The following is a 21,676-nucleotide window of genomic DNA, read 5'->3' on the forward strand; positions in this document are numbered from 1 at the left end:
GGCAGCGGCCGCGGGAGACGATCAGGCCATCAACGGCACTGCGGCGATCACCGCACCCGCCGAGGCGACGACCGTGCTCGCCAGCCACACCGTCTGGCGATGGAACCGCTCGGCCATCTCGACACGCAGCTCTGCGATTTCGCCCCGCAGTCTCGACTCTGCCTGCCCGAGCTCGCCCCGCACGCTGCCGAGCTCGCCCAGGAGCTCGGAACGCACGCTGCCGATCTCACCCATGAGCCCGGAGCGAGTGACGCCGAGCTCGCTCAGGAGCTCGGAGCGAGTGACGCCGAGCTCAGCACGTAGGAACTGCCTGGTGACGAGTTCATCGGCTTCGACCGAGGGGAACTCCGACATCAGCGAGTTGGCGTCGTCGTCGCCGAGGATCTCGGCGAACTTGCCGTAGAGGGAGGAACGGGTACGGGCATCGAGGGCCATGGTGCGGCACATCCTTCGGGTTGGCAACCGAAGGGGGAAGTCGTCACCACCATACGCAGAGCCACCGACACGATAGGCCCAAAAAGGCCGAAGCCCCGGCCCTCCGAAGAGGACCGGGGTTCCGAACACGAGCGAATTCTCGATGAGGCTTGCGCCCCAGCGAGGACTACGGCTCGATGTCGACCACGATGTCGGTCGACCCGGCGAGATCGAGCTGGTTGCCCGACTCATCATCCCAGTCGCCCGAAACGACGCTGATGACGACCGAGTCACCGACGTAATCGAGGCCATTGTCCGTGCCGGAGATCAGCTGGAGATCAGCGGCGTCAGTGCCGATGTCAATCGAGAGCTGATCGTCATCGACGGTGGCGTCGCCACCGTCGGTGAGCAGGCAATCAGTGTCAGCCGCAGTCGTGCCCGGAGCCGCAGTGGCCTCGCACACGATCTGGTAGGTCGAGTCACCATCCGACAGACGAAGGAACGTGCCCGGAGCGTCGAGCGCGTCGGACATGTTCTCGTTGAAGTCGAACTGCAGTGCGTCGCCACCATCGACCAAACCGAGAGTCGCCGTGTCCGACGTCAGCTCGGTGTTCGTGATGATCGGAGCATCCGCTTCCGGCGGAGTGCCGGTCGTGAACGGCTCCGAGAAGAGGCTGTCACTCGAGACATACCCAGTCTCGGTTTCCGCCTGGATCCGAGCGACGTACGTGCCGTCAGCAAGGTCGGAGAACATCAACTGCGTGATGGCGTCCCCGCCACCAAGGGTGTCCACCGAAGCGGTCGAGCCCGTGGCAACGGATGCGCCGGTCGTGGCATTGAAGATTTCGACGTTGTAGGAGTCGATATCGGCACCCGGGTCGTCCTGTTCGGTCCAGGACACCATCACCTCGTCACCGTCTGCCTCTTCATCGGCATCGCCGAGCACGGTAACCGTCGGCGTGTTGGAAAGACCGAAGCCCATGTCGTCGAACATCTCGAACGCCACGGGGTTCACACGGCTGTAAGAACCGGAGAAGGTGCCGATCCCATCCTGAAGGCTCAAGAAGCCCTCGAACACCGAGAAGGAGATCTGACCACCCACATCGCTGCCGTCGTAGTAGAAGGTGTCACCCTCGTCGTACATGACCATCCAGCCATTCTCATCGATGAAGTAGCCAGACGACTTGTCAACGAAGAAGACGTCTTCACCCATGCCGTAACCGTTGGGAGCCTCACCAGAGGTCCAGGTGATGGCACCAGAAACACCGAACGGAACTGCTGGCGTGTTGTCGTTCTCAACGCCAGACGTGCCGTTGTTCAGCAGGAGAGCGTCGTCATCGTCCGCGTCCTCCCAAGCCACGACATGCACGCAGTCGGTGGTGCCGCCGGTGGTGGTCACGCGGACAAGGAAGTCCCCATCTGCATCGGGGCTCTGATCCTCGAAGTACGTCTGCGGGGTGCCACCGTTGCTATCGAAGTTCACGGAGACGATATCGGCACCGCTCTCGACGTTGCCGGCGTCGTCGGCAACGTCATCGAAGTCCCGATCCATGAACGAGATCACCTGGTCGGTGTTGGAGACACCGTTGAGGTCGAGGAGGTTCTCACCACCGTCGCCGAACGCTGACGGATTGCCCTGCCCGAACTCGTAGCACGGGAAGAGCGCGATGTCGTACTCGCCGTCCGGATCTGCACCCGAAACGGTGACCTCCACAATCTCGCCTGCGCCTGCAGTCTGGTCAAAGGCAGCGATCGTGGTGTCCGCAGGCGAAACCGCGAGCGACTGGTTGGTATCGCACTGCGCGGCGGCCGCAGCAGCGGCCTCCACGTCACCGGTGATGGCAGCGGTACCACCGAGGATCGACAGGGCGTCGATCGCCTGGCAGTTCTCCGTGAGGAACGCAGCCGTGGCCGGGGTCAGCGTCGCCGTCTGGGTCAGCACCATCGGGGCGCCCATCTGGGCGGCGTAGGGGCCACCGGCGAGGGCGTCGGCGAAGTCTTCACCGGTCGCCATGGCCACCTCGTCCAGGGTGAAGCCCTGGGTGACGTGGAATTCGGCGATCTCGACCGAGGACTCGTACCGGGTGTCGCCGGCGAGGCGCACGACGGTGATGCCGTCAGCCGCGAGGGCGTCCTCGATGTCCTGGGACACGACCGCAGTACCGCCGACGATGATGACGGTGTCAACAGCGTTGGCGTCGATGTAGGCGGCAGCATCCTCGTGGAGGCTGTCGGCCAGGGTCAGCAGGACCGGCAGCTCCAGCGCGTGGGCGCCGGGGCTGATGGCCAGGGCATCCGGGAACCGGAGACCGTTGGCGAGCACGGCGGTGGTGCCACCGAGCTCGGCAGCGATGTCGGCTGCGGTCTCGAAGCGGTCGGCGCCGGCGACGCGGTCAGTGGCGTAGCCGAGCGCAACGAGCTCGGCTTCCACGGCAGCGGACACGGCGGCGGTGCCGCCGAGGATGGTGACGGTCTCGGCGCCCAGCTCTGCGAGCGCAGCGATGGTGTCGGCCGGGAGGCTGTCCTCGAGGGTCAGCAGGATCGGAGCGTCGAGGGAGCCGGCGAGGCCGCCACCTGCGAGCGCATCCGGGAACTTCTCGCCGGAGGCGAGGACCACGTTGGCGGAGCCAGCGGGGTAGGCCGAGGTCGCGGCGTCAGCGGCAGTGCCGTAGCGCGTGGTACCGGCGACACGGACGACGTCCGTGGTCTCCGATGCCTGCACCGGCGATGCCGTGAAAGCCAACCCGGCAAGCCCGAGCGACGCTGCGAGTGCAGCTGACGCCAAGGCCCGGGTACGGGACTTGTATCGCATACAGAAATTCTCCTGTGTTGCTTCTGTGATGTCGTGGACTACGGCACCGGAAGTCCGGCTCCGCCGAGGCTGACGAACCTCATTGACGAGAACGACGTTGAGTGACGTTTGTGACAGACGTCCTCGCCGAGGCTGCACCCTAGGGACGTTGCGAAGTCATATCAACCATTCTCGGCGACTCTTCGTAACGGTCGTTTGCCCTGTTCGGGGCAGTTCAGGTGGCGATGGGTGCCAGCAGGCCGTCGATCTGCCACCGGATCTCGTCATCGGTGGGGTCGGTCTGGTTCGCCGTGAGGTCGGCCCGGAAGCCCCCGGCACCCTCTGTGGCGTTCCACGTCCCCCCGGTGAACGTCGTGCGCCCTCGGAGCCGCCAGACGCCGTCGACGAAGAGCGCTTCGCCCGAGACGGTGGCCAGGACCGAGCCCAGGCCGGTGGAGAGCGAGAGGGCGCCGTCGAAGGTGTCCGGGTCCGTCGCACTGGTGCCCCGGCGGATCCGCAGATCGACGGTGGCCCCGGTGACCGACGTCGGCTCGGTCCGGGAGACAGCCACGATGCCGTCGAGACCGTCGTCGGCGAAGCTGATCCGGGTGAGGGTGCCATCGTCACCGTCGATGCCCGTGTCGGTGCCCTCGAAGTCGTCGGCCATCCGCTGGCTGATCGGGGCGGAGAGCTCGAAGCGGCCTTCCTCGACAATGTCGAAGGTGCCGGCGTCGGCGACGTTGCCCGACAGGCTCACGCCGAGCGCGTTCACCAGGTCGCCGGGCATGTCCGGAACCCGGACGCAGGCCGGCGCGCTCTCGCCGGGGCTGCGGGCAACGCCGTCCCGGTCGGCGACGTAGCGGCCGTTGGCGAACACGTCGTGCTCGGCGCCGAACACGGTGGCGAGGGCGTCGGCGTAGACGGCCAGCCAGCGCACGCCATCGAGCGCGCCCCGATCGGTGCAGACCTGACCAATCGTCTCCTCGGCGGGCGCTCCTGCCTGGGCGTGCACGGGGGTGAGATCGAGCTCGGTCCAGAAGGTGTCCCCGACGGACGGCGCCTGGTCGTCGAACACGACGTAGGTCTCCCCAGACACCGCTCGAGCAGCCTGGCGCAGAGCCGTCTCGGCGAGCACGGCGGTGCCGCCGAAGGCGACGACGAATCCAGGGTCGAGGCAGGCATCGCTCGCCTGCACGCTCGAGCACCACGCCTGCGCCGGGTCGAAGGTGTTGGCGAGCAGATCGGCGACCGGATCGGCGAGATCCGGTGAAGCGACCGGGGTGAGCAGGACGGGGACGGCGTCGTGGCTGGGCGTGCCGCCCCGGGTCACCCGGGGGTTGGGGCCGGAGACGGGCGGCAGGCCCCGGGCGGGGGCGGGCGTGGCGGTGGCCAGGCCTCCGGCGGCAGCGCACCAAGGGCCTGCCCCGAGAGCGTCGGGCCAGCCGACTGAAGCCGCGCCGCTCCCGGAGGAGGCAGCGACGCAGACCATGGAGGCGTCGTGGTCGCTGCCGTCGCCGGTGCCGAACCAGCCGCCGAACGTCTCGGCCATGGCCACGCTGGTGGCGTAGCGGTCGGTGCCGGCCACCCGGTGGGTCTCGGCCCCGGTGATCCCTCGCACCTCAGCGAGGGTCTGATCCGGCACCCGGGCGGACCCGCCCAGCACGACGACGTTGTCGATGACCAGGGAGTTCAGCGCGTCGCGGGTGGCGGTGGGTAGGCGGCCGCTGCCGTCGACGAGGAGCACCGGCACCTGCCACGTGGACGTCCACCAGCCGGCAGCGAGCGCGTCGGCGCCGGTGATGCCGTCGGTGAGCACGACCGTCCGGCCCAGCACCTCGCACTCCGTCGGGCCGGATCGGAGCTCGACGGCGGCGTTGCCGTGGAAGCCCATGCGGGCGGAGCCATCGGTCACTACGTCGTCGTCGCAACCGAGATCCGTCGGCGACTCACCGGTGCCGAGTGCACCCGCGATGGCGGCGGCAGTGCCGAAGCGATCGGTGCCGGCGACCCGGAACACCTGGTCGACCCCGAGCCCGAGCACCTGCTGCTCGACCCCGGTGGGCACGGCGCTGGATCCGCCGACGATGATGGCGGCGTCGACGGTGTCGCAGCCGCCACCGGCGAGGTCGGCCACAGCCTGGCGGGCGGCGAGGGAGAGCTCCGTGGCGCCCTGGCGAGCCGAGGCAGTGACGACGATCGGCGCGGAGTCGGTGTCGACCCTGGCCACCTCCCCGATCTGATCGAAGGCCGGGTTGCGCGCGGCAGTGCGCTCCAGCAGCGGCTCGGTGGACAGGTCGGTCGGGTCGGACAACGACGCCGCCGCGAGCGAGTCCGCCGCGGTGTCGCCGGCGGTGATGATGACGGCGAAGGGGCAGGTCCCCAGGCCCCACCACTGCTCGGCGTTGGCCAGGTCAGCATCGCCGGATGTTCGGTCGGCGGTGGTGAAGGGGTAGCCACCGGCGCCCCGCAGCAGCAGCGCAGCGGAGAGGGATGTCTGGGTGCGGTCGAGCCCGGCGATGCGGATCGAGTGAGCGGTGGCGTCGATGCCCGGGTCGTTGCCCGCCGCGTTGGGCCAGGGGGACGGGTCCGGCGTCTCGGCGCCGGCTGAGCCGGTCAGTCCCATCATGAGCAGGGCGACGACCGCCAGCAGGCACGTCAGGACCGGTCGGCGGGTGGAGGCCACGGCCCGAGGCTAGGAGTCGCTGGTGGCGCCGGGGAGGGCGAGGCCGAGTTCGCCCGTTCCTTGCTTCACCACGAGGGTGCCCTCGAGCTGACCGTCCTCGGCCAGCTCGAACGCCGCGCCATCGGGGAGCATGAACGCCAGGTCGAGGGCGTGGCTCTCGGTGCTGCCCTGTGTGGTGACGGTCGACCAGCCCTGCACGGTCAGCTTCAAGCTGGTTCCGTCCTCGAGATCCAGGAACATGACCGAACGCTCGACCTGTCGTGGAGCCTCAGGGTTCTTCGGGTCGGCTGCGACCACGCCGATCTTCCCTTCGAGCCGGCCGGCCACGGTCCGCTCACCGACCACGAGGCTGAGCGGGCCGGAGATGTGCAGCTCGTCGCTGACCGTCGTCACCGTGAGCGACGCCGACAGCTGGCCGGGGGTGGCCGGTTCGGGGGTCGGCGCCGGATCGACCGGCTGCTCGTCGGCCGGGGCGGGCGCAGGCGCCGGGGCCGGACTCGAGCCCTCGCCGCTCCGCGTCGAGGTCGTCGGTGCGGGGTCCGACGTCGGCGGCACCGAGCTGGTCGGTGCCGACGTCGTGGTGGACACGTCAGCGATGGCGCCCGCCATGCCGTCGTCGGAGGACAGGGCCGTCACCGGGGCAGGCGCCACGGTGGTCGGCGAGGCCGGCTTGGCGGTCGAGTCCACGGTGACCGGCGCATCGGCTGCGGCGATCGCCGATTCGTCGATGCGCTCCTCCATCGGCGCCGGCTTCTCCCGGGCCCGGTCGACGGCCACACCGGCGGGGATGGCGGCAGCCGCAGCCAGACCTACGGCCATGGCGGCCTTGCCGAACGCCGGCGCGGTGCTGGATGCTGCCGGTGCAGCGGTGGCGATGGCCGGGCCGGCCTGGGCGATGATGCTGCTGACCTGGGAGAACGCGTGCGTGGGGGCCGGAGCGGAGGCCGCGATCGTGGCGAGGCTGTGGACCTGCGAGGCGGCCTGGTTGGCCGCCTCGGCCTCAGCGCCGGTGAGCTGGGTCTGCCGACGGAGCGGAGGGATGGCCCACACGACCAGCGCGGAGGTGCTGGTGAGCATCCGCTTGAGCATCGTGCGGCCTCGGGAGACCCGGGCTCGAGCGTTCTGCTCGGAGATACCGGCCTTCTCGGCCACGTCGGCGTAGGGCAGCTCGTCGACGAAGCGGAGCATCAGGACTTCGCGGTAGCTCTCCGGCAGGGCGTCGAGCGCCTCGGTGATCTGCTCCCGCGGCATGGCGTCCATGGCCTCGTCGGCGGGCGCGGCCTCGACCTCGACCTCGGTGCAGGCCCGGTCGAACAGGCGGGTGTCCCGGCCCCGGCGTCGACCGATGTCGTGGCAGGTGTTGGTGACGATCCGGTGGAGCCAGGCGTCGAGGTGGTAGTCGCCGTCGAAGCGCTCGATGTTGCGGAACGCCCGAAGGAAGGCGTCCTGCACGGCATCTTCAGCCGCGACCGGGTCACCGAGGCGGCGCAGGGCGTTCGCGTAGAGGGACCGGTGGTGGCGTTCGACGATGCGCCGGAACGCGTCGGCGTCGCCGGCACGGTGCTGCTCGACCAGCGTGCGGTCGTCCAGATCGGTGATGAGTGCCACGAGCTACGTCCTGACCGTCGAGCTCCGAGAGCGCGGGACACCCGTCCCGTCCACGCTCTCCCGCCGAGAGGTGTCCGAATCCTAACCCGACCAGCCGGTCAGGAGGGAGACTCATCTGCGTCTGATGACCAAGGTCCTGCGGTCAGCGATCGAGGACCGACCGGTAGACGTCGATGGTGGCCGGCCCGATCCGCTCCGGGGCGATCCAGGCGATGGAGGCCGGGCCATCCGCACCGAGCGCCGGGTCGGTGGTGACCAGGGCGTCGGCCAGGGCGGCGACGTCGCCGGCAGGCACGAGACGGCCGGTGACGCCGTCGGCCACGACCTGGGCCAACCCGCCGACGGAGGAGGCGACCACCGCCCGCCCACTCGCCAGCGCCTCGGCTGCGACGAGGCCGAAGCCCTCCCGGTGGCTGGGGACGGCGACGATGCGAGCCGATCGGTAGTGAGGTCCGAGCTCATCCGGTGCGACCGGGCCGGCGAAGGTGACGTCGGCGCCGACCTCGTCGGCGAGCGCGCGCAGGATCGGTTCCTGGCCACCGTCGCCGACCAGCACCACCGGCACCGAGGCCTTCGCCGCGGCCCGGATGAGGACGTCGAAGCCCTTCTCCGGGACCAGTCGCCCGACGGCGAGGACGGGCCCGTCCGCGGGTGGCGGGGTCAGGTCGCCGTGGAGGCCGGCGGCCAGCGCTGGCCGCAGTGGCATGGGCAGGACGGTGGCGTCGACGCCGGCGACCCCCCGGACCCAGCCGGCCAGATCCTCGCTGACGGCGATGACGGCGTCGGCCCGGCGCAGCACCCAGCGAGCGAACCAGCGCAATGGCCCCTGGGCCATGGCGGCATCGGTGCCGTGCACCTGCACCACGACGGGGGTGCCGGTGATGCGGCCGGCGATGACGGCGATGACCCCCGACGGCAGCCACCAGTGGGCGTGGATGACGTCGACCTTCCGGGAACCGCGCACGACGTCGACGAGGAAGCCGACGAGGAACAGCGGCAGGAGCAGTGCGCCGGCACCCCGGGCCCGGTGGTGCATGCCGCCGCTGTAGGCAAGGGTCTCGAAGCGCCGAGGGGCGTAGCGGAAGCGGCGGACGTCGACCGTCGTCGACTCGCCGTGGCGGTCGGTGGCCGGGTAGGCGTCGGTGCTCGGCAGGCCCGGCCCGGCCGGGCACGAGACGTGGACGTCGGCGCCGGATGCGGTCAGTGCCCGGGCGTGGTCCAGCACGAAGGATGCGTGGTGGTCCGCCGGGTGCCGGGGGAAGCCCTGCGAGCAGACCAGCACCCGCACGCTGGGCTCGTCGCCGGCGGGCATGGAGCGAAACGGTACCAGCGGGTCCGTTCGTGGCCCGGGCTGCGCCTCCAGTGATCGCTCGCGCGTGACGTGGGGACTGCCAGTTCCAGAGGCCGACGCGGCGCCTCGCGGCTTCAGGGGTCGGCGGCGACGGGCTGGCCCGCGGCCCGGGTCGCGGCGGCGGCCAACCCGGCGGCGGCCACGTCGGCCACGGTCAGCAGCAGGCGGGCGAGGATCGCCACGAGCGTGGCGCTGGCTGCACCGATGTCGGGGGCGAGGAGCAGGACGAGGATCGCCTCGCGGAGACCGGCGCCGGCGGGCAGCGGGATCACGACCAGGCTCACCGAGGCGGCGAGGCCGTAGCCGCCGATCGCCAGGGCGAGCAGCGCCCAGCCCTCGCCGCCGACGTCGACGGCGAGCTGCCAGATCTGCAGGCCGAGCAGGCCGTTGCTGAGCAGGGAGAACGCGGCCACCCGCCAGATGGTCGTGATCGACAGCGGTGCCTCGAGCGCCGGGCGCTTCAGGATCCGCAGCCCGGTCTGGACCAGCCAGGTCAGGACCTTCGGGTGCAGCACGACAGCAAGGGGGATCAGCAGCAGCACCGAGGACGCGTACAGCTCGCTGTCGGCGTCGAGCAGCGCGGGCACGGCGAGCAGGCCGAGCGTGAGGCCCATGGCGAGGGAGATGACGAGGACGACGATGCCGGCGGTGGCTGTTCGCTCCCGGCGGACGCCGTGCACCTTGGCCAGCTCCATCTGCCCGACGATCGCCCAGATGCTGCCGGGCACGTACTTGGCCAGCTGACCCAGGAAGAAGATGCGGGCGGCAGTGGGGACGGGCAGGCGGTCGCCCAGGCCGGCGAGGGTCTCGCGCCAGGCGAAGAAGCTGGCGGCGAGGGACCCGATGGTGCACAGCGCGGCGAGACCGACGTGGGTGACCGAGAGGTCGCCGATCCGCTCACCGGCCTCGTCCCACTGGCTGGCCAGCGCGAGGACGGCGAAGGCCACCGCCACCACGAGGAAGGCGGCGCGCAGGCGTCGCTGCAGCGCGGAGGTCCGGACGGGTGCGGTCACCGGGTTCAGATGTGGTCGAGGTCGCCCCAGGCCGTGGACCAGGGCACGGCGGTGGGCTCGGGGACGATCGTGGGGTGCGGCACCACGCCGAAGTAGATGGGGCGGGACAGCAGCCTCGGCGGCACCCGGATGAGCCCGGCCTCGCCGGCCAGCTCGGACAGCCGGGAGCCCGGCACGCCGGTGGTGGCGATGCCGTCGGCCGAACCGACCGCCCCGTCCCGGACGGCGGCGACGATCGCTCGGGCCGCGGTGCCGTCGATGGCGAGCAGCTCGAGCAGGCAGTGGTACCGGCCGCCGAGGTCGTCCCGGGTGATGACGGCGGACAGCCCGACGAGCGACCCGCCCCGCCGGGCGGCCAGGATCCGGTACGGCCGGTCGGGGTGCTCGGCGTAGCGCCAGCGCCACCAGTCGGCGCTGCGCTCCACGCCATAGGGGTGGTGGCGGGCGACCGCGGACCAGAGGGCGTCGACGTCGTCGGGCGGGTCGTCGAGCACCTCGACCTCGATGCCCGACGGCATCCGCACCCGGGCACCGAGCACCCGCAGCGGCCGCCATCGACCACCGGTCGGCAGGACCCGCACCTCGAGCTGGTCGACCTGGACCCACCCGCCCCGGGACACGCCGCCGACCGACAGCTGGTTCGGGTACGAGTAGAAGGGCGTGCCCTCCTCGGTGGCCTGGCCGAAGCAGGCGTCGATGAGCGGGCCGCCGAGGCCCTGACCCCGGTGCGACGGGGCGATGGCGAGGTCGACGCCGATGGCGATGCGCCCGGGCTCGCCGCCGAAGCGGGCCGGGATCCGGTACGCGATGTACTGCCCGACCAGCCGGCCGTCGTCCTCCCAGACGTGGGCGATCGTCTCGCCGAAGGGGTTGTCCCACCACTGCCAGGCCGTGATGTCGGCGCGGGTCTTCGGGTTGGCCGGGAAGGCCTCGGCGTTCAGGCGACGCAGCTCGGCGTCGTCGGAGCGATCGGCGGGGCGCAGGACCAGGTCCGAGCGGTCGTCGCTCACGAGCCGGCCTCGGGCAGGGCGGTGTCGTCGAACCCGACGAGCTCCTCGGCCAGGTCGATGTAGTCGGTTCGCTCGACGGCGAGGAACGCTTCGGCGTGGCCCTCCCCCAGCAGCCCGTGCATCGAGTGCCAGCGCGACAGCCCGAGGCCGGCCGAGAGGTCGAAGGCGAGCGAGCCGGTCTCGTGGGCGGCGACCGCGGCCCGCTTGCGATCGATCACCGCCTCGATCGGGACGATGCGGTTGTGCGGGACGGCCGACCAGGTCTCGTAGCCCCACACCTGGAGGTCAGCCGTGGTGGCGCTGAGCGCGTCGGCGAGGGCGAAGGCGACGGCCCGGTGGTCGCGGTGGCCGTCGCCCAGCCAGGGCACGAAGACCACGTCGGGTCGCAGCCGGTCGAGCGCCGCGGCGAAGGCGGTCCGCAGCTGGGCGCGGTGCTCGTGCAGCCGACCATCGGGCAATCCCAGGTGCTCGAGGCCGGCACCGAGGAGCGAGGTCGATCGAGCGAGCTCGGCCCGCCGGCGGCGACCGGTCTCGGCCGGATCGTGCGGGGAGCCGATCGTCCCCTCGCCATCGGTGGCCGCCAGCAGGGTCACGGTCGCCCCGGCATCCGCGAGCAGCGCCATCGTCCCGGCGCAGGCCAGGGCTTCGTCGTCGGGGTGGGCGACGAGCACCAGGGCGCGGTCGAACGCCGGCACGCCGACGACCGGTCCGTCCCCGACCAGCGACCGCACCGCCAGCAGCGTCGGCCACACCGCGGCAGGGATCTTCGGCTTGGCGCGCGCCACGATCCGGGCGAGCGGGCGGGGCAGGGACATGCGGGTCGGATCGTAGGCGCTCGGTACGATCCGACCGTGGGTACCGAGCAGGCCGAGCGGCGCTACTGGCCTGCGCTCGACGGCCTGCGTGCCGTCGCCGTGCTGCTGGTGATCGCCTACCACGGCGAGCGATCGCTGGCGCCCCGGGGCGGCGCGATCGGCGTGACCATGTTCTTCACGCTCTCGGGGTTCCTCATCACCACCCTGCTGCTGCGGGAGCGCGCGAAGTCGGGGCGCATCCGCCTCGGCCGCTTCTACTGGCGCCGGGCGCTGCGCCTGCTGCCCGCCCTCGTGACCCTCGTCGGCGTCGCCTGTGCCTACGCCTGGCTCACCGGCAACCAGGAGCAGACCCTCAGCGCCGCCATCGGGGTGCTGCTCTACGTCGGCAACTGGCTGCGGACCCTGCACGACACCGAGGGCCTCGGCCTGCTCGAGCACACCTGGTCGCTCTCGGTGGAGGAGCAGTTCTACCTGGTGTGGCCCCTGGCGGTGCTCGCCGCCGCGGCCCTCGTCTCCAAGGCGCGCCAGGCCGAGGCCGTGCTGGTGCTGGCGGTCGGCGGGTCGCTGGCCTCGCTGCTGTGGCGGCTCCAGCTCTGGGACGCGGACCAGCCTCGCTGGTCCGCGTCCCGCCTCTACAACGGCACCGACGCCGTGGCCGACCAGCTGCTGGTCGGCGCCGCCCTAGCCGCCGCCCTCGCCATCTGGGACCGGCGGCACCCGCCCGCCGCGACAGGAGAACTGCCAGTTCGAGAGGGAGGGACCTTCTTCGGGTTCGTCGGCTCGGTGGCAGCCCCGCTGGCGCTCGCCTACGTCGTGTTCGTCGCCCGCGTGCACCCGGGCGGCGACTCGCTGGCCAACGACCGGCGCTACCTCGAGTGGGGGTCGCTGACCTTCGCCCTGGCTGCCGCCGTCGTCGTGCTGGGGTGCGTCCGAGCCGGCGACCGCTGGCTCCCCCGCCTGCTGTCGCTGCCTCCGCTCGTCGCCATCGGCAAGGTGTCCTACGGGCTGTACCTGTGGCACTTCCCGGTGATCCTGGTCGTCGACGAGCAGCTGCCCGACGCCTCCGACCTCGTCCGGGGCGGCACGGTCGTCGTCGCCACGGCGGTGACCACGCTGCTGTCCTGGTTCCTGGTCGAGCGACCGTTCCTCGCACTCAAAGACGGGCCGAGGACCTCGGCGCCGGCACCACCACGACAGCCAGCCGTCCCGACCCGTCCCTGAGATGTGAGGCCCGCCCGGACCTCGGGGTTCAGCTGAGGAGCTCGCCGAACCAGTCGTCGTTGTCGAGGGAGGCGACGAAGTCCTGGATCTCGGCTTCGGTGATGCCGCCACCCGAGGGGTGCAGGGCGCGGGCGTCGCTCACGCCCCAGTCCTCCACCAGGCACCCGGCGCCGATCAGCACCGGCACCATCTTGTCGCTCACCGGCTGCACCACCGTCTGGACGCAGTCGGGGCAGACGAAGCTGCACTCGGTCTGGGTGGCGTCGGGCCGGCGGCGGACCGTGAGGGCGGCCGCGTCGATCAGCACGGTGTCGCAGGACGGGCAGGTGGTGCGGACGGTGGGCACGCCTCCCACTGTCGCAATGTCCGGTTCGTCACGAAATAGCGAGTGCGGGCCATTTCTCGCGTAGCCCGTCCATCCGGACTACGAACACATGGTCCGCGGTCATGAGGGACATAGACTGCCGTTGTGTCCCAGATCATGCTGCACGAGAACAACGACCAGCCCGCCCCCGGCGCCCCGCTCGGGCCCGGCTCGCTGCTGTGGCGCATCGCTGCCGACTGGCGCTCGGGCCTGTCCGGCCTCAGCGCCGGCATCCTGCAGCTGGCCTGGCCCCACCTCGGCCAGGGCGTGGAGGAGCACTCGGCGTTCTTCGACGAGCCCTGGGACCGCATCCACCGCTCGGTGCCGCGCATCTGGGCCACGATCTTCGCCGACGACGCCGACGAGCGAGGCCGCGACATCCGGGACCTGCACAAGGGCATCAAGGGCACCGACCCCCACGGTCGGCGCTACCACGCCCTCGACCCCGAGACGTTCTGGTGGGCGCACGCCACCTTCACCTGGGAGATGTTCCAGACCGCGGACGAGTGGGACCACCGCACCCTCTCGCCCCGCACGCGCGAGCGGCTCTACCAGGAGACCGTCACCTGGTACCGCCGCTACGGCGTCAGCGACCGTCCCGTGCCCGCCGACCACGCCGCGTTCCGGGCCCGCTTCGACGAGATCTGCCGCACCCGGCTCGAGCTCACCCCCACCGCCGAGCGCGCCATCGACATGGCCCTGCACGACCGGGTCTCCCCACCCGGCATGCCCGGCCCGGTCGCCACCATCGCCACGCCGCTGATGCGCACGATGGCCATCGGCGGCCTGCCGCCCGTGGTCCGGGCCCGGTTCGGCATCCCGTGGACCACGACCGACGAGCTCGCGCTCGCTGCGTTCCGCCAGCTGGTCCGCGATGCTGGTCGGGTGGTCCCCCACCGACTCACCCGTGGCCCCTACCTGCGCTCGATCAAGCGGATGAAGCACATCGCCGCGCCGCGCCCCGAGCCGATCTCGGCCTGATGCCCAAGGTCGCGACCCACGTCGATGCCCTCGCGGTGCTCACCGCGCTGGCGACGCAGCCGGTCGACACCGGCGCCGACGACGTCGACCGTCGCATCCTCGACGCCGCCGGGCACCTGCTCGTCGACGTCGGCCTCGAGGACCTCGAGGTGGATCAGGTCGCCGAGCTGGCCGGCGTCGGACGCAGCACGATCTACCGACGCTTCGACGGTCGCAACGCGCTGCTCGCCGCCACCGTGGCCCACGAGGCCCGGCGCCTCCTCGCCGCCCTGGCCGACGCCGTCGCCGGCATCGACGATCCCGAGGAGCAGCTGGTCGTCGCGTTCAGCACCGGCCTCCGCGTCGCCCGGGCCACCGGCCTCGCCGAGCGCGTGCGCGACGAACCCCTCCTGCTCCGGCTGATCACCGTCGACGGCGGGCCGGTCCTCGCCGCCGCCAGCAGCCAGCTCGCCGGCTACGCCCGCGCGCTCGACCCCAGCGTCGACGAGCGCGAGTCCCGAGCGACCGCCGAGCTGCTCGTCCGCCTCGCCATCTCCCTGATCCTGACCCCGCAGACCGCGCTCGACCTCGACGAGGGCTGCGAGGACACCGTCCGACGCCACCTCGCCCCCCTGATCCGCCGCCGCTGATCCCTTCGGTGGTCCGCATCGGACCGCCGGTGGTCGAGCTCGGACCGGCGAACGAGACGGGGATGCCGAGTCAGGCGTAGCCGGGTGGGCGGCCGCCCGCGGTCTTGGCCCGGAACTCCTCGGAATCGGAGAAGTAGATCATCACCAGGCCACGCAGCAGCCCACGGTCCAGGTGGGCGAGCCAGTAGGCGTAGCCCTCCGGCTCGGGGGCCCGGCCGAGCACGTTGCGGTAGATGAGGTCGAGGAAGCGGCGATCGTCGAGCGCGCCGTAGGTGTCGCGGAACTCCTGCGAGCGGGCGAAGTCGTTGGAGATCTTGTCCAGCGGGTACCCAAGCGCGAAGGCCGCATTCCAGTGCTCGAAGCCACCGACGTCCGGCTCCCGCAGGAAGTAGGCGCGGTAGAGCCGGTAGATGGTGCCGGTGGCACTGTCGGCGTCGTAGGGCCGCACGATGCCGGCGGGGATGTCGCCGAGGCGCAAGCGGCCCCAACCGGTGCCGTTGTCGGGGCCCGGTGAGCCGATGTCGGCGGCGTTGACCTTCAGGTACTCGGCGATCCGGTCCGCACCCCACGAGGGGTGGACGCCCTTGACCAGCGCGGCTGCGCCCGTCACGTGCGGCGTCGACGCGGACGTGCCGGGGAACCCCTGCTGGCAGGTCGACATCGACGAGCCGTAGGTCGAGGTCGACACGGCGTCGAAGGACACCAGGTCCGGCTTGGTCCGCCCGTCGGCGGTGGGACCCGCGCTCGAGAAGGGCTGCACGACGCCGTTCGCCGCGCAGACGGATCCGACGGCGAACGCGCCCGGGGAGGTGGCCGGCTCGTTGACCGACCGGTTGCGCGTCCGGAACGTCGGCGGGCTCGTCCCCTCGATGAAGAGGTCGAAGTCGGGGACGTGGGCGCCGGCGTAGCGGCCGACGACGATGTGGGCCTCCCGGGCCCACGACGCGCTGTTGCGCAACCACACCGCCTCCACCGGGGCGAACCCGGCGAGCTGCGGGTCGAGGGAGCTGCCGATGATCGTCCCGAACTCGTCCAGCACGAACAGGTCCATGTCGGTGCGCGGCAGGTCGAACTCGTCCCACCGCAGCACGACGTGGAAGGAGGCGCCGGCGGGGACGGTGACCGTGTTGAGCGACCGGTCGGTGGCGTAGTCGTGGATCTGGTCCCCGTCGACGTCGACGAAGCGCCCGCCCCAGTGCTCGTCACCGCTGTTGCCCGCCGCCACGGACCAGAAGATCCCGGCCTGGCGGTCGGCGTTCACGACGTGCCACGGGGACCCCGCCCGCTCCCGTCCGTTGCCGAACCCCGTCCCGAGGAAGCCCCCCGAAGCGTTGACGATCGTGATCCCCTTGGCCCGCACGACCCGGGAGGCCGCGGCGAAGCCGGCCTCGTCCTCGATGCAGATGAGGTGCAGTCGGGCGGCCGGGGCCACATCGTGGATGATCTCGGCCACCGCGGTGCCGTGGTCATCGCCCCGGAAGCCGACGTTGGGGCAGTGGCTCGTCTCGCTCGCCGGGGCCGGCAGCTCGCCCGCCTGCTGCGCGGCCGCCCACCCGCCGAAGCCGGTGTCCACCACGGCGACGTCGGCACCACCGGTGATCCCGGCCCCGTGGCGACCGGCGACACCCAATGACACCGCGCCCTCCGAGGTCGTGGCCGCCGGCCGGAACCGCGACCGGCGCTGCACCCGCTGCACGGCGGGGTCGGCCGCGAGCTCATCCAGGTGGGCGGGGTCGACCGCGACCTGCCAGCGATCGGCGGCGACGCGCCCCTGCACCCGTCCCGAGCCTCCCACCGCATCCTGCACCGCAGCCCGGCTGGACGCGACCACCTCCACGACGACCCGACCATCGCCTCGGACGTCACCGTCGGGCAGCACCTGCTCGAAGCCGCCACCGGCGGACGCCCGACCCCAATCGTCTGCGCCCCTGCCCCGCGGTGGAGTGAGCGTGGACGAGAGCTTCGGGTCCTTCGGTGCCGCGAGAGCGTCCTCGACCGGGTCGAGCCCGCGTTCCGTCGCGGCGGACGCGGGCGCGACCAGCGCCGCGGCCAGGGCGCACAGGGCCGCCATCGTCGCGGTCGCCGTCCGTGCACGCCGTCGCATGTCGCCTCCCGTCATGGCGCACGGTCCGCCCCGCGACACCCACGAGCAGGGTGCCACACGTCGACCGGACGCGGACCGAATGAGACGGGAGCCACCGGGTAGGAGCCGTGGGAGGAAGGCGCCGAGGATCTGGAGAAGGGCACCCCCATGGCAGACCCATCCGAGACCGACCGACGAGCGCAGTGCCTCGCCCAGGTGACGGCCGAGCTCGAGTCCGCCCGCGACCTCGACGACGTCCAGCGGATCGTCAGCACGGGCGCTCGCGCCCTCGCCGCCGCCGACGGCGCGTCGTTCGTGCTGCGCGACGGCGACAAGTGCGCGTACCTGGACGAGGACGCCATCGCCCCGCTGTGGAAGGGCCGGCGCTTCCCGATGGACGCGTGCATCTCGGGTTGGGTGATGCAGGAGCAGCGACCAGCCGTCGTGGCCGACGTGCTCGCCGACGACCGCATCCCCCAGGACATCTACCGCCCGACCTTCGTGCGCAGCGCCGCCGTCGTCCCCATCCGACCCGGTGCGCCGGTTGGCGCGATCGCCGTCTACTGGGGTCGGCTCCACGTTGCCGACATCCACGAGATCGACGCGCTCCGATCCCTCGCCGAGTGCGCCGCGACGGCGATGCCCGCGGCGTAGCAGCGCATTGGAACGAACCGGTCGCAGGGCCCTTCCCGCCCGAATCCGGTGCTATCGTACGCTGGCACAGAATGGGGACGGCTCGAGAGATCCGTCCCCTGGGGGGTGCGGTGGCCACGACGGAGCACAGCGTTCGACTGCGGTACGGCGGACCCCCGCGCCAGGCCCACGACGTCGTCCTCGTCGTCGACGACGAGGACGCGATGCGCTCGGCCTTCGAGGCCGCGCTGCGCGCGGACGGGTTCACCGTGTTCACCGCGTCCAGCGGGTCGGAGGCGCTCGGGCTGCTCGCCGAGATCCACCCGACGGTCGTCCTCCTCGACGCGAACCTGCCGGACATGCGCGGCGAGGACGTGCTGATCGAGCTCCGCGGCAGCAACGGGTCCGAGCAGCCGGCGGTGCTCATCGTCAGCGGGGATCGCCAGCTCGACCGCAAGGTCGCCGGGCTGCGCCTGGGCGCCGACGACTACATCACCAAGCCGGTCGCGCTGGCCGAGCTCGTCGCTCGCGTCCGCCGCCACGCCGGGTCGCGCCACCGCTGGCTCGCGCAGCTCGACGACGTCCTGGACGACCGCCGGCGGCTCGCGCAGCGCATCGCCGGCCTCGACGGCAGCGAGCCCCTCCACCTCCTGGCCACCAACCTCCTCGGCATCTTCGCCGAGCAGCTGGACTGCGAAGCGCTCAGCCTCACCAGCGCCCTCGACGGCTCGGTGGAGCACACGGTCCTGGCGCCGTCCGCAACCCCCTTCCGCGGCGCGCTGGAGCAGGGCGCGAGCCACGGGACCCGGCGCCCGGTGATCGACCGGGGCGAGCACGGTTGGACGTGCCACGCACCGCTCGAGATCGCCGGGAGCTGCTTCGGGGTGCTCGGCGTGGCCGGCACCAGCGACGAGCAGTCCGCGCTGTCGGCGGTGGTCGACCTGGCCCCGCAGATCGCCGGCCTCGTCCACCGCTCCCTCACCTCCGACGGCGCTGTCGCGGGGAACCGGCGACAGGTCGAGGCGCTCCTCAGCGACGGCGGCTTCTGGGCCGAGTTCCAGCCCATCGTCGACCTCCGGGCCGACGCCACCGTGGGCTTCGAGGCCCTCTCCCGGTTCCCGGACGGCCGCCGGCCCGACCTGTGGTTCCGCCAAGCCACCAGCATCGGCCTCGGCGCCGAGCTCGAGCTGGCCGCCATGCGCCGCATCCTGGACACGGCGCGGACCCTCCCCCAGGGCACGTGGCTGTCCGTGAACGTGTCGGCCCGCACGCTCATCGACCACGACCTCCGGCCGCTGCTGGCCCAGGCCGACCGCCGCGTGATCCTCGAGATCACCGAGCACGAGCGGGTGCGCGACTACGGCGCCATCACCCGCAGCATGCAGGAGCTCGGCGACACCGGCCTCGGCGTCGACGATGCCGGCTCCGGCTACGCCAGCCTGCGCCACATCTTCGAGCTGCAGCCCGAGCTGGTGAAGCTGGACCGCATCTGGGTCCACGGCGTGCACCAGGACCCGGTGCGCACCGCGCTCATCACCGGGCTGCTCCAGTTCGCCACCGAGCTCGACGCCGTGCTGCTCGGCGAGGGCGTGGAGCACTCCGAGGATCGCGCCGCCCTCGAGCGGATCGGGGTCACGCTCGGCCAGGGCTACCTGTTCGGCCGGCCCCAACGCGCGGAGACGTGGCGGTGACCGCCTGACCGGCGGTGCTCAGCCCTCCGACGGATCCCCGCCCAGGACCGCGGCGAGCACCTCGAGCAGCCGTCGCGTCTCGTAGGGCTTGGGCAGGAAGTGCTCGACCCCAGCCGCTGCCGCCTGCGCAACCTTGCCGTTGCCGTGCAGCCCGCTGGCCCCGATGAACCGGACCTCCGGGTCCAGGGCCTGCAGGGCGAGGATGGTCGCCGGGCCGTCCATGACCGGCATCATCATGTCGGTGAGCACGGCGTGGACGCCATCGACTTCCCGGGCGAACACGGCGACGGCCTCGGCCCCGTTCGCGGCTTCGAGCACCCGGTAGCCGTAGGTCTCCAGCGTCTGGCGGGTCATGGCCCGGATGGCGGCCTCGTCCTCGACGACCAGCACGGTCTGCCCCGAGCCACGAGGCGGGTCCGCCGCGGTCGATGCGGGTGCTTGCGGTTCCTGCACGTCGAGGTCGCACGGCAGGTACACGCGGAACCGGGTGCCCCGGTCGAGCTCGCTGTACACGTGGAGGAAGCCGCCGTGGCTCTCGATGATCGCCACCGCGGTGGACAGGCCCAGGCCGGTGCCGACGCCGTGGGCCTTCGTCGTGAAGAAGGGCTCGAAGGCGCGGTCGCGCACGTCGGGCGCCATCCCCTCGCCGTCGTCCTCGACCTCGACCAGGAGGTAGGTGCCCGGCTTCGACCCCGGGGTGGTCGCTGCGTACTGGTCGTCGATCAGCACCTGGGACGCCGCCAGCCGCAGGTGCCCACCGCTCGGCATGGCGTCCCTCGCGTTCACCACCAGGTTGAGCAGCACCTGCTGGATCTGGGTGCTGTCACCGACGATCGGCGTGAGCGTCGCGGGCACCTCGAGGGACAGGGCGATGTTCTTCGGGAAGGTGTCCCGCACGATGGCGCCGATGTCCGCGACCAGGGCGCCGACATCGACCGGACGGCGCTCACCCTCGACCCCGCGTGCGAAGGACAGCACCTGGGAGACGAGGTCGGCGCCCCGACGAGCGCTGGTCACGATGGTCTCGACCAGTGACGAGCGATCGATCGTGGCCGAGTCGGACTGGAGCAGCTCGCCGGCGAGCAGGATCGGCGCGAGCACGTTGTTCAGGTCGTGGGCCACGCCGCCGGCGAGGGTGCCGATGCTCTCCATCCGCTGCGCGCGCAGCAGCTGCTGCTCGACACGCTTGCGATCGGTGATGTCGGTGTTGATGGCCATGATCGCCTCGGGCGCGCCACCCTGGCCGCGGACGAGCGTCCAGCGCGCCGCCACCTCCACCACGTCCCCCCGCCGCGTCCGATGACGGAGCTCGCCGACCCAGCGGCCGGCGCGCAGCACAGTCTCGTGGGCGACGTCGAACGCCATGCGGTCCTCGTAGAGGAGCGACCGCACGTCGGCACCGATCGCCTCCTCGGCGAACCAGCCGTAGATCCGCTCGGCGCTGCGGTTCCAGTACGTGATCCGCCCCTCGGGATCCCGGACGATGATGGCGTCCTGGGCCTGGTCGAGCAGGTCCGCCTGCCGCTGGAGCGCCGCCTCCCGCTCCTCGAGCTCCAGGCGGGCGGTGCGGGCATCGGTGATGTCCCGGAAGTACACGGCCAGACCCTGGTCGGCCGGGTAGACGTCGACCTGGAACCACGCGCCGAGCGGCGCGAAGTAGAACTCGTCGAGGTGGCGGGTGTGGCGATCCGCCATCGAGGCGGCGTAGACGTCGTAGATGGCGGAGTCGACCGCCCCGGGGAACTCCTCCCAGATGCCACGCCCGATCAGCTCACGTGCCTCGCGACGCAGCAGCTGTGCGGCGTTGGAGTTCACGTAGGTGAAGCGCCAGTCCCGATCCAGCATGTAGACGGCGTCGGTCATGCTCTCGAGCGTGGCCCCCAGTCGACGGGCCGCGTCCTGGGCCTCCTGGGTCGCCATGCGCAGGTCGGAGATGTCCTGGAACGCCCCGACCGCACCGCGCACCTCGCCGTTGCTGTCGCGGTCGGCTTCGCCCATGATCCGCGCCGGGATCCGACGACCGCCGTAGGTCTCGACCTCGAGCTCGAGGTCGAACGGGACGCCCTCGCTGAGGCAGCGGTCGAGCGCGGCGCTGATCTTCTCGCGATGGGCCCCGGGGTAGCGGGCGATCGTCGCCTCGATCGGTGGCACGCCCTGATCAATCGGGGACTCGAGCATCTCGTGGAGCTCGTCGGACCAGTAGACGCTGCCGTCGGATCCGTCGACGGCCCACCCACCGACCCGTGCCAGCCGGCCGGCGAGGCGGCGCAGCACGTCGCCCCGCTCGATGCCGAGCCGCTCGGCGCTGCTGTCGGCGTGGTCGCCCGAAGCGCCGTCGTGGTCGCCTGCTCCGGCCTCCGTCAACGGTCGATCCCCAGCAGCACCACCG

Annotated in this window: 16 protein-coding genes; 5 read left to right on the top strand and 11 right to left on the bottom strand. The window is 71.7% G+C overall.

Annotated features, from left to right (window positions below; translation table 11 throughout):
• Positions 1-21 precede the first annotated feature (21 nt).
• The 8 genes from RGQ06_RS01145 to RGQ06_RS01180 form a co-directional block, all read right to left on the bottom strand.
• Complete coding sequence (locus RGQ06_RS01145; protein ID WP_432428383.1) at positions 22-435, bottom strand: hypothetical protein; 414 nt, start codon at positions 433-435, stop codon at positions 22-24.
• A gap of 166 nt (positions 436-601) precedes the next feature.
• On the bottom strand, positions 602-3,226 hold the full coding sequence (locus RGQ06_RS01150; protein WP_432428384.1) for a cell wall-binding repeat-containing protein: 2,625 nt from the start codon (positions 3,224-3,226) through the stop codon (positions 602-604).
• 214 nt (positions 3,227-3,440) lie between these two features.
• A complete protein-coding gene (locus tag RGQ06_RS01155) occupies positions 3,441-5,888 on the bottom strand; it encodes a cell wall-binding repeat-containing protein (protein ID WP_432428385.1) in 2,448 nt (815 codons plus the stop codon).
• 9 nt (positions 5,889-5,897) lie between these two features.
• Entirely contained in the window at positions 5,898-7,496 is a 1,599-nt protein-coding gene (locus tag RGQ06_RS01160) for an RNA polymerase sigma factor (protein ID WP_432428386.1), read from the bottom strand.
• Between the two features lie 142 nt (positions 7,497-7,638).
• Positions 7,639-8,808, bottom strand: coding sequence for a glycosyltransferase (locus tag RGQ06_RS01165; RefSeq protein WP_432428387.1), 1,170 nt, complete (start codon positions 8,806-8,808; stop codon positions 7,639-7,641).
• Between the two features lie 113 nt (positions 8,809-8,921).
• A complete protein-coding gene (locus RGQ06_RS01170) occupies positions 8,922-9,860 on the bottom strand; it encodes a lysylphosphatidylglycerol synthase domain-containing protein (RefSeq protein WP_432428388.1) in 939 nt (312 codons plus the stop codon).
• A 5-nt stretch (positions 9,861-9,865) separates the two neighbouring features.
• A complete protein-coding gene (locus tag RGQ06_RS01175; RefSeq protein WP_432428389.1) occupies positions 9,866-10,870 on the bottom strand; it encodes a GNAT family N-acetyltransferase in 1,005 nt (334 codons plus the stop codon).
• Positions 10,867-11,685, bottom strand: coding sequence for a PIG-L deacetylase family protein (locus tag RGQ06_RS01180; protein WP_432428390.1), 819 nt, complete (start codon positions 11,683-11,685; stop codon positions 10,867-10,869). The genes RGQ06_RS01175 and RGQ06_RS01180 overlap by 4 nt, the downstream gene beginning before the upstream one ends.
• 36 nt (positions 11,686-11,721) lie before the next feature.
• Here RGQ06_RS01180 and RGQ06_RS01185 point away from each other — a divergent pair, with 36 nt between their 5' ends.
• Positions 11,722-12,906, top strand: coding sequence for an acyltransferase family protein (locus tag RGQ06_RS01185; protein ID WP_432428391.1), 1,185 nt, complete (start codon positions 11,722-11,724; stop codon positions 12,904-12,906).
• A 28-nt stretch (positions 12,907-12,934) separates the two neighbouring features.
• On the opposite strand, the gene RGQ06_RS01190 is transcribed toward RGQ06_RS01185, so the two are convergent.
• The gene (locus RGQ06_RS01190) at positions 12,935-13,252 is read right to left on the bottom strand and encodes a hypothetical protein (RefSeq protein ID WP_432428392.1); all 318 of its coding nucleotides are present in this window, start codon (positions 13,250-13,252) and stop codon (positions 12,935-12,937) included.
• Between the two features lie 123 nt (positions 13,253-13,375).
• On the opposite strand from RGQ06_RS01190, the gene RGQ06_RS01195 reads away from it, so the two are divergent.
• Entirely contained in the window at positions 13,376-14,251 is an 876-nt protein-coding gene (locus RGQ06_RS01195; protein WP_432428393.1) for an oxygenase MpaB family protein, read from the top strand.
• Complete coding sequence (locus RGQ06_RS01200; protein WP_432428394.1) at positions 14,251-14,880, top strand: TetR family transcriptional regulator; 630 nt, start codon at positions 14,251-14,253, stop codon at positions 14,878-14,880. The genes RGQ06_RS01195 and RGQ06_RS01200 overlap by 1 nt, the downstream gene beginning before the upstream one ends.
• A 70-nt stretch (positions 14,881-14,950) precedes the next feature.
• Here the strand turns inward: RGQ06_RS01200 and RGQ06_RS01205 are convergent, their stop codons facing one another.
• The gene (locus RGQ06_RS01205; protein WP_432428395.1) at positions 14,951-16,984 is read right to left on the bottom strand and encodes a S8 family serine peptidase; all 2,034 of its coding nucleotides are present in this window, start codon (positions 16,982-16,984) and stop codon (positions 14,951-14,953) included.
• 147 nt (positions 16,985-17,131) lie between these two features.
• On the opposite strand from RGQ06_RS01205, the gene RGQ06_RS01210 reads away from it, so the two are divergent.
• Both RGQ06_RS01210 and RGQ06_RS01215 read left to right on the top strand, forming a co-directional pair.
• Entirely contained in the window at positions 17,132-17,617 is a 486-nt protein-coding gene (locus RGQ06_RS01210; RefSeq protein ID WP_432428396.1) for a GAF domain-containing protein, read from the top strand.
• A gap of 71 nt (positions 17,618-17,688) precedes the next feature.
• Positions 17,689-19,287 carry an EAL domain-containing protein gene (locus tag RGQ06_RS01215; protein WP_432428397.1) on the top strand — a complete coding sequence of 533 codons (1,599 nt, stop codon included), beginning with the start codon at positions 17,689-17,691 and terminating at the stop codon, positions 19,285-19,287.
• Positions 19,288-19,305: 18 nt separating this feature from the next.
• Here RGQ06_RS01215 and RGQ06_RS01220 read toward each other — a convergent pair whose 3' ends face one another.
• A complete protein-coding gene (locus tag RGQ06_RS01220; RefSeq protein WP_432428398.1) occupies positions 19,306-21,651 on the bottom strand; it encodes a PAS domain S-box protein in 2,346 nt (781 codons plus the stop codon).
• Between the last annotated feature and the right edge of the window lie 25 nt (positions 21,652-21,676).

This window comes from Salinilacustrithrix flava, assembly GCF_041228405.1.
Taxonomy (GTDB): Bacteria; Actinomycetota; Acidimicrobiia; order Acidimicrobiales; family Salinilacustritrichaceae; genus Salinilacustrithrix; species Salinilacustrithrix flava.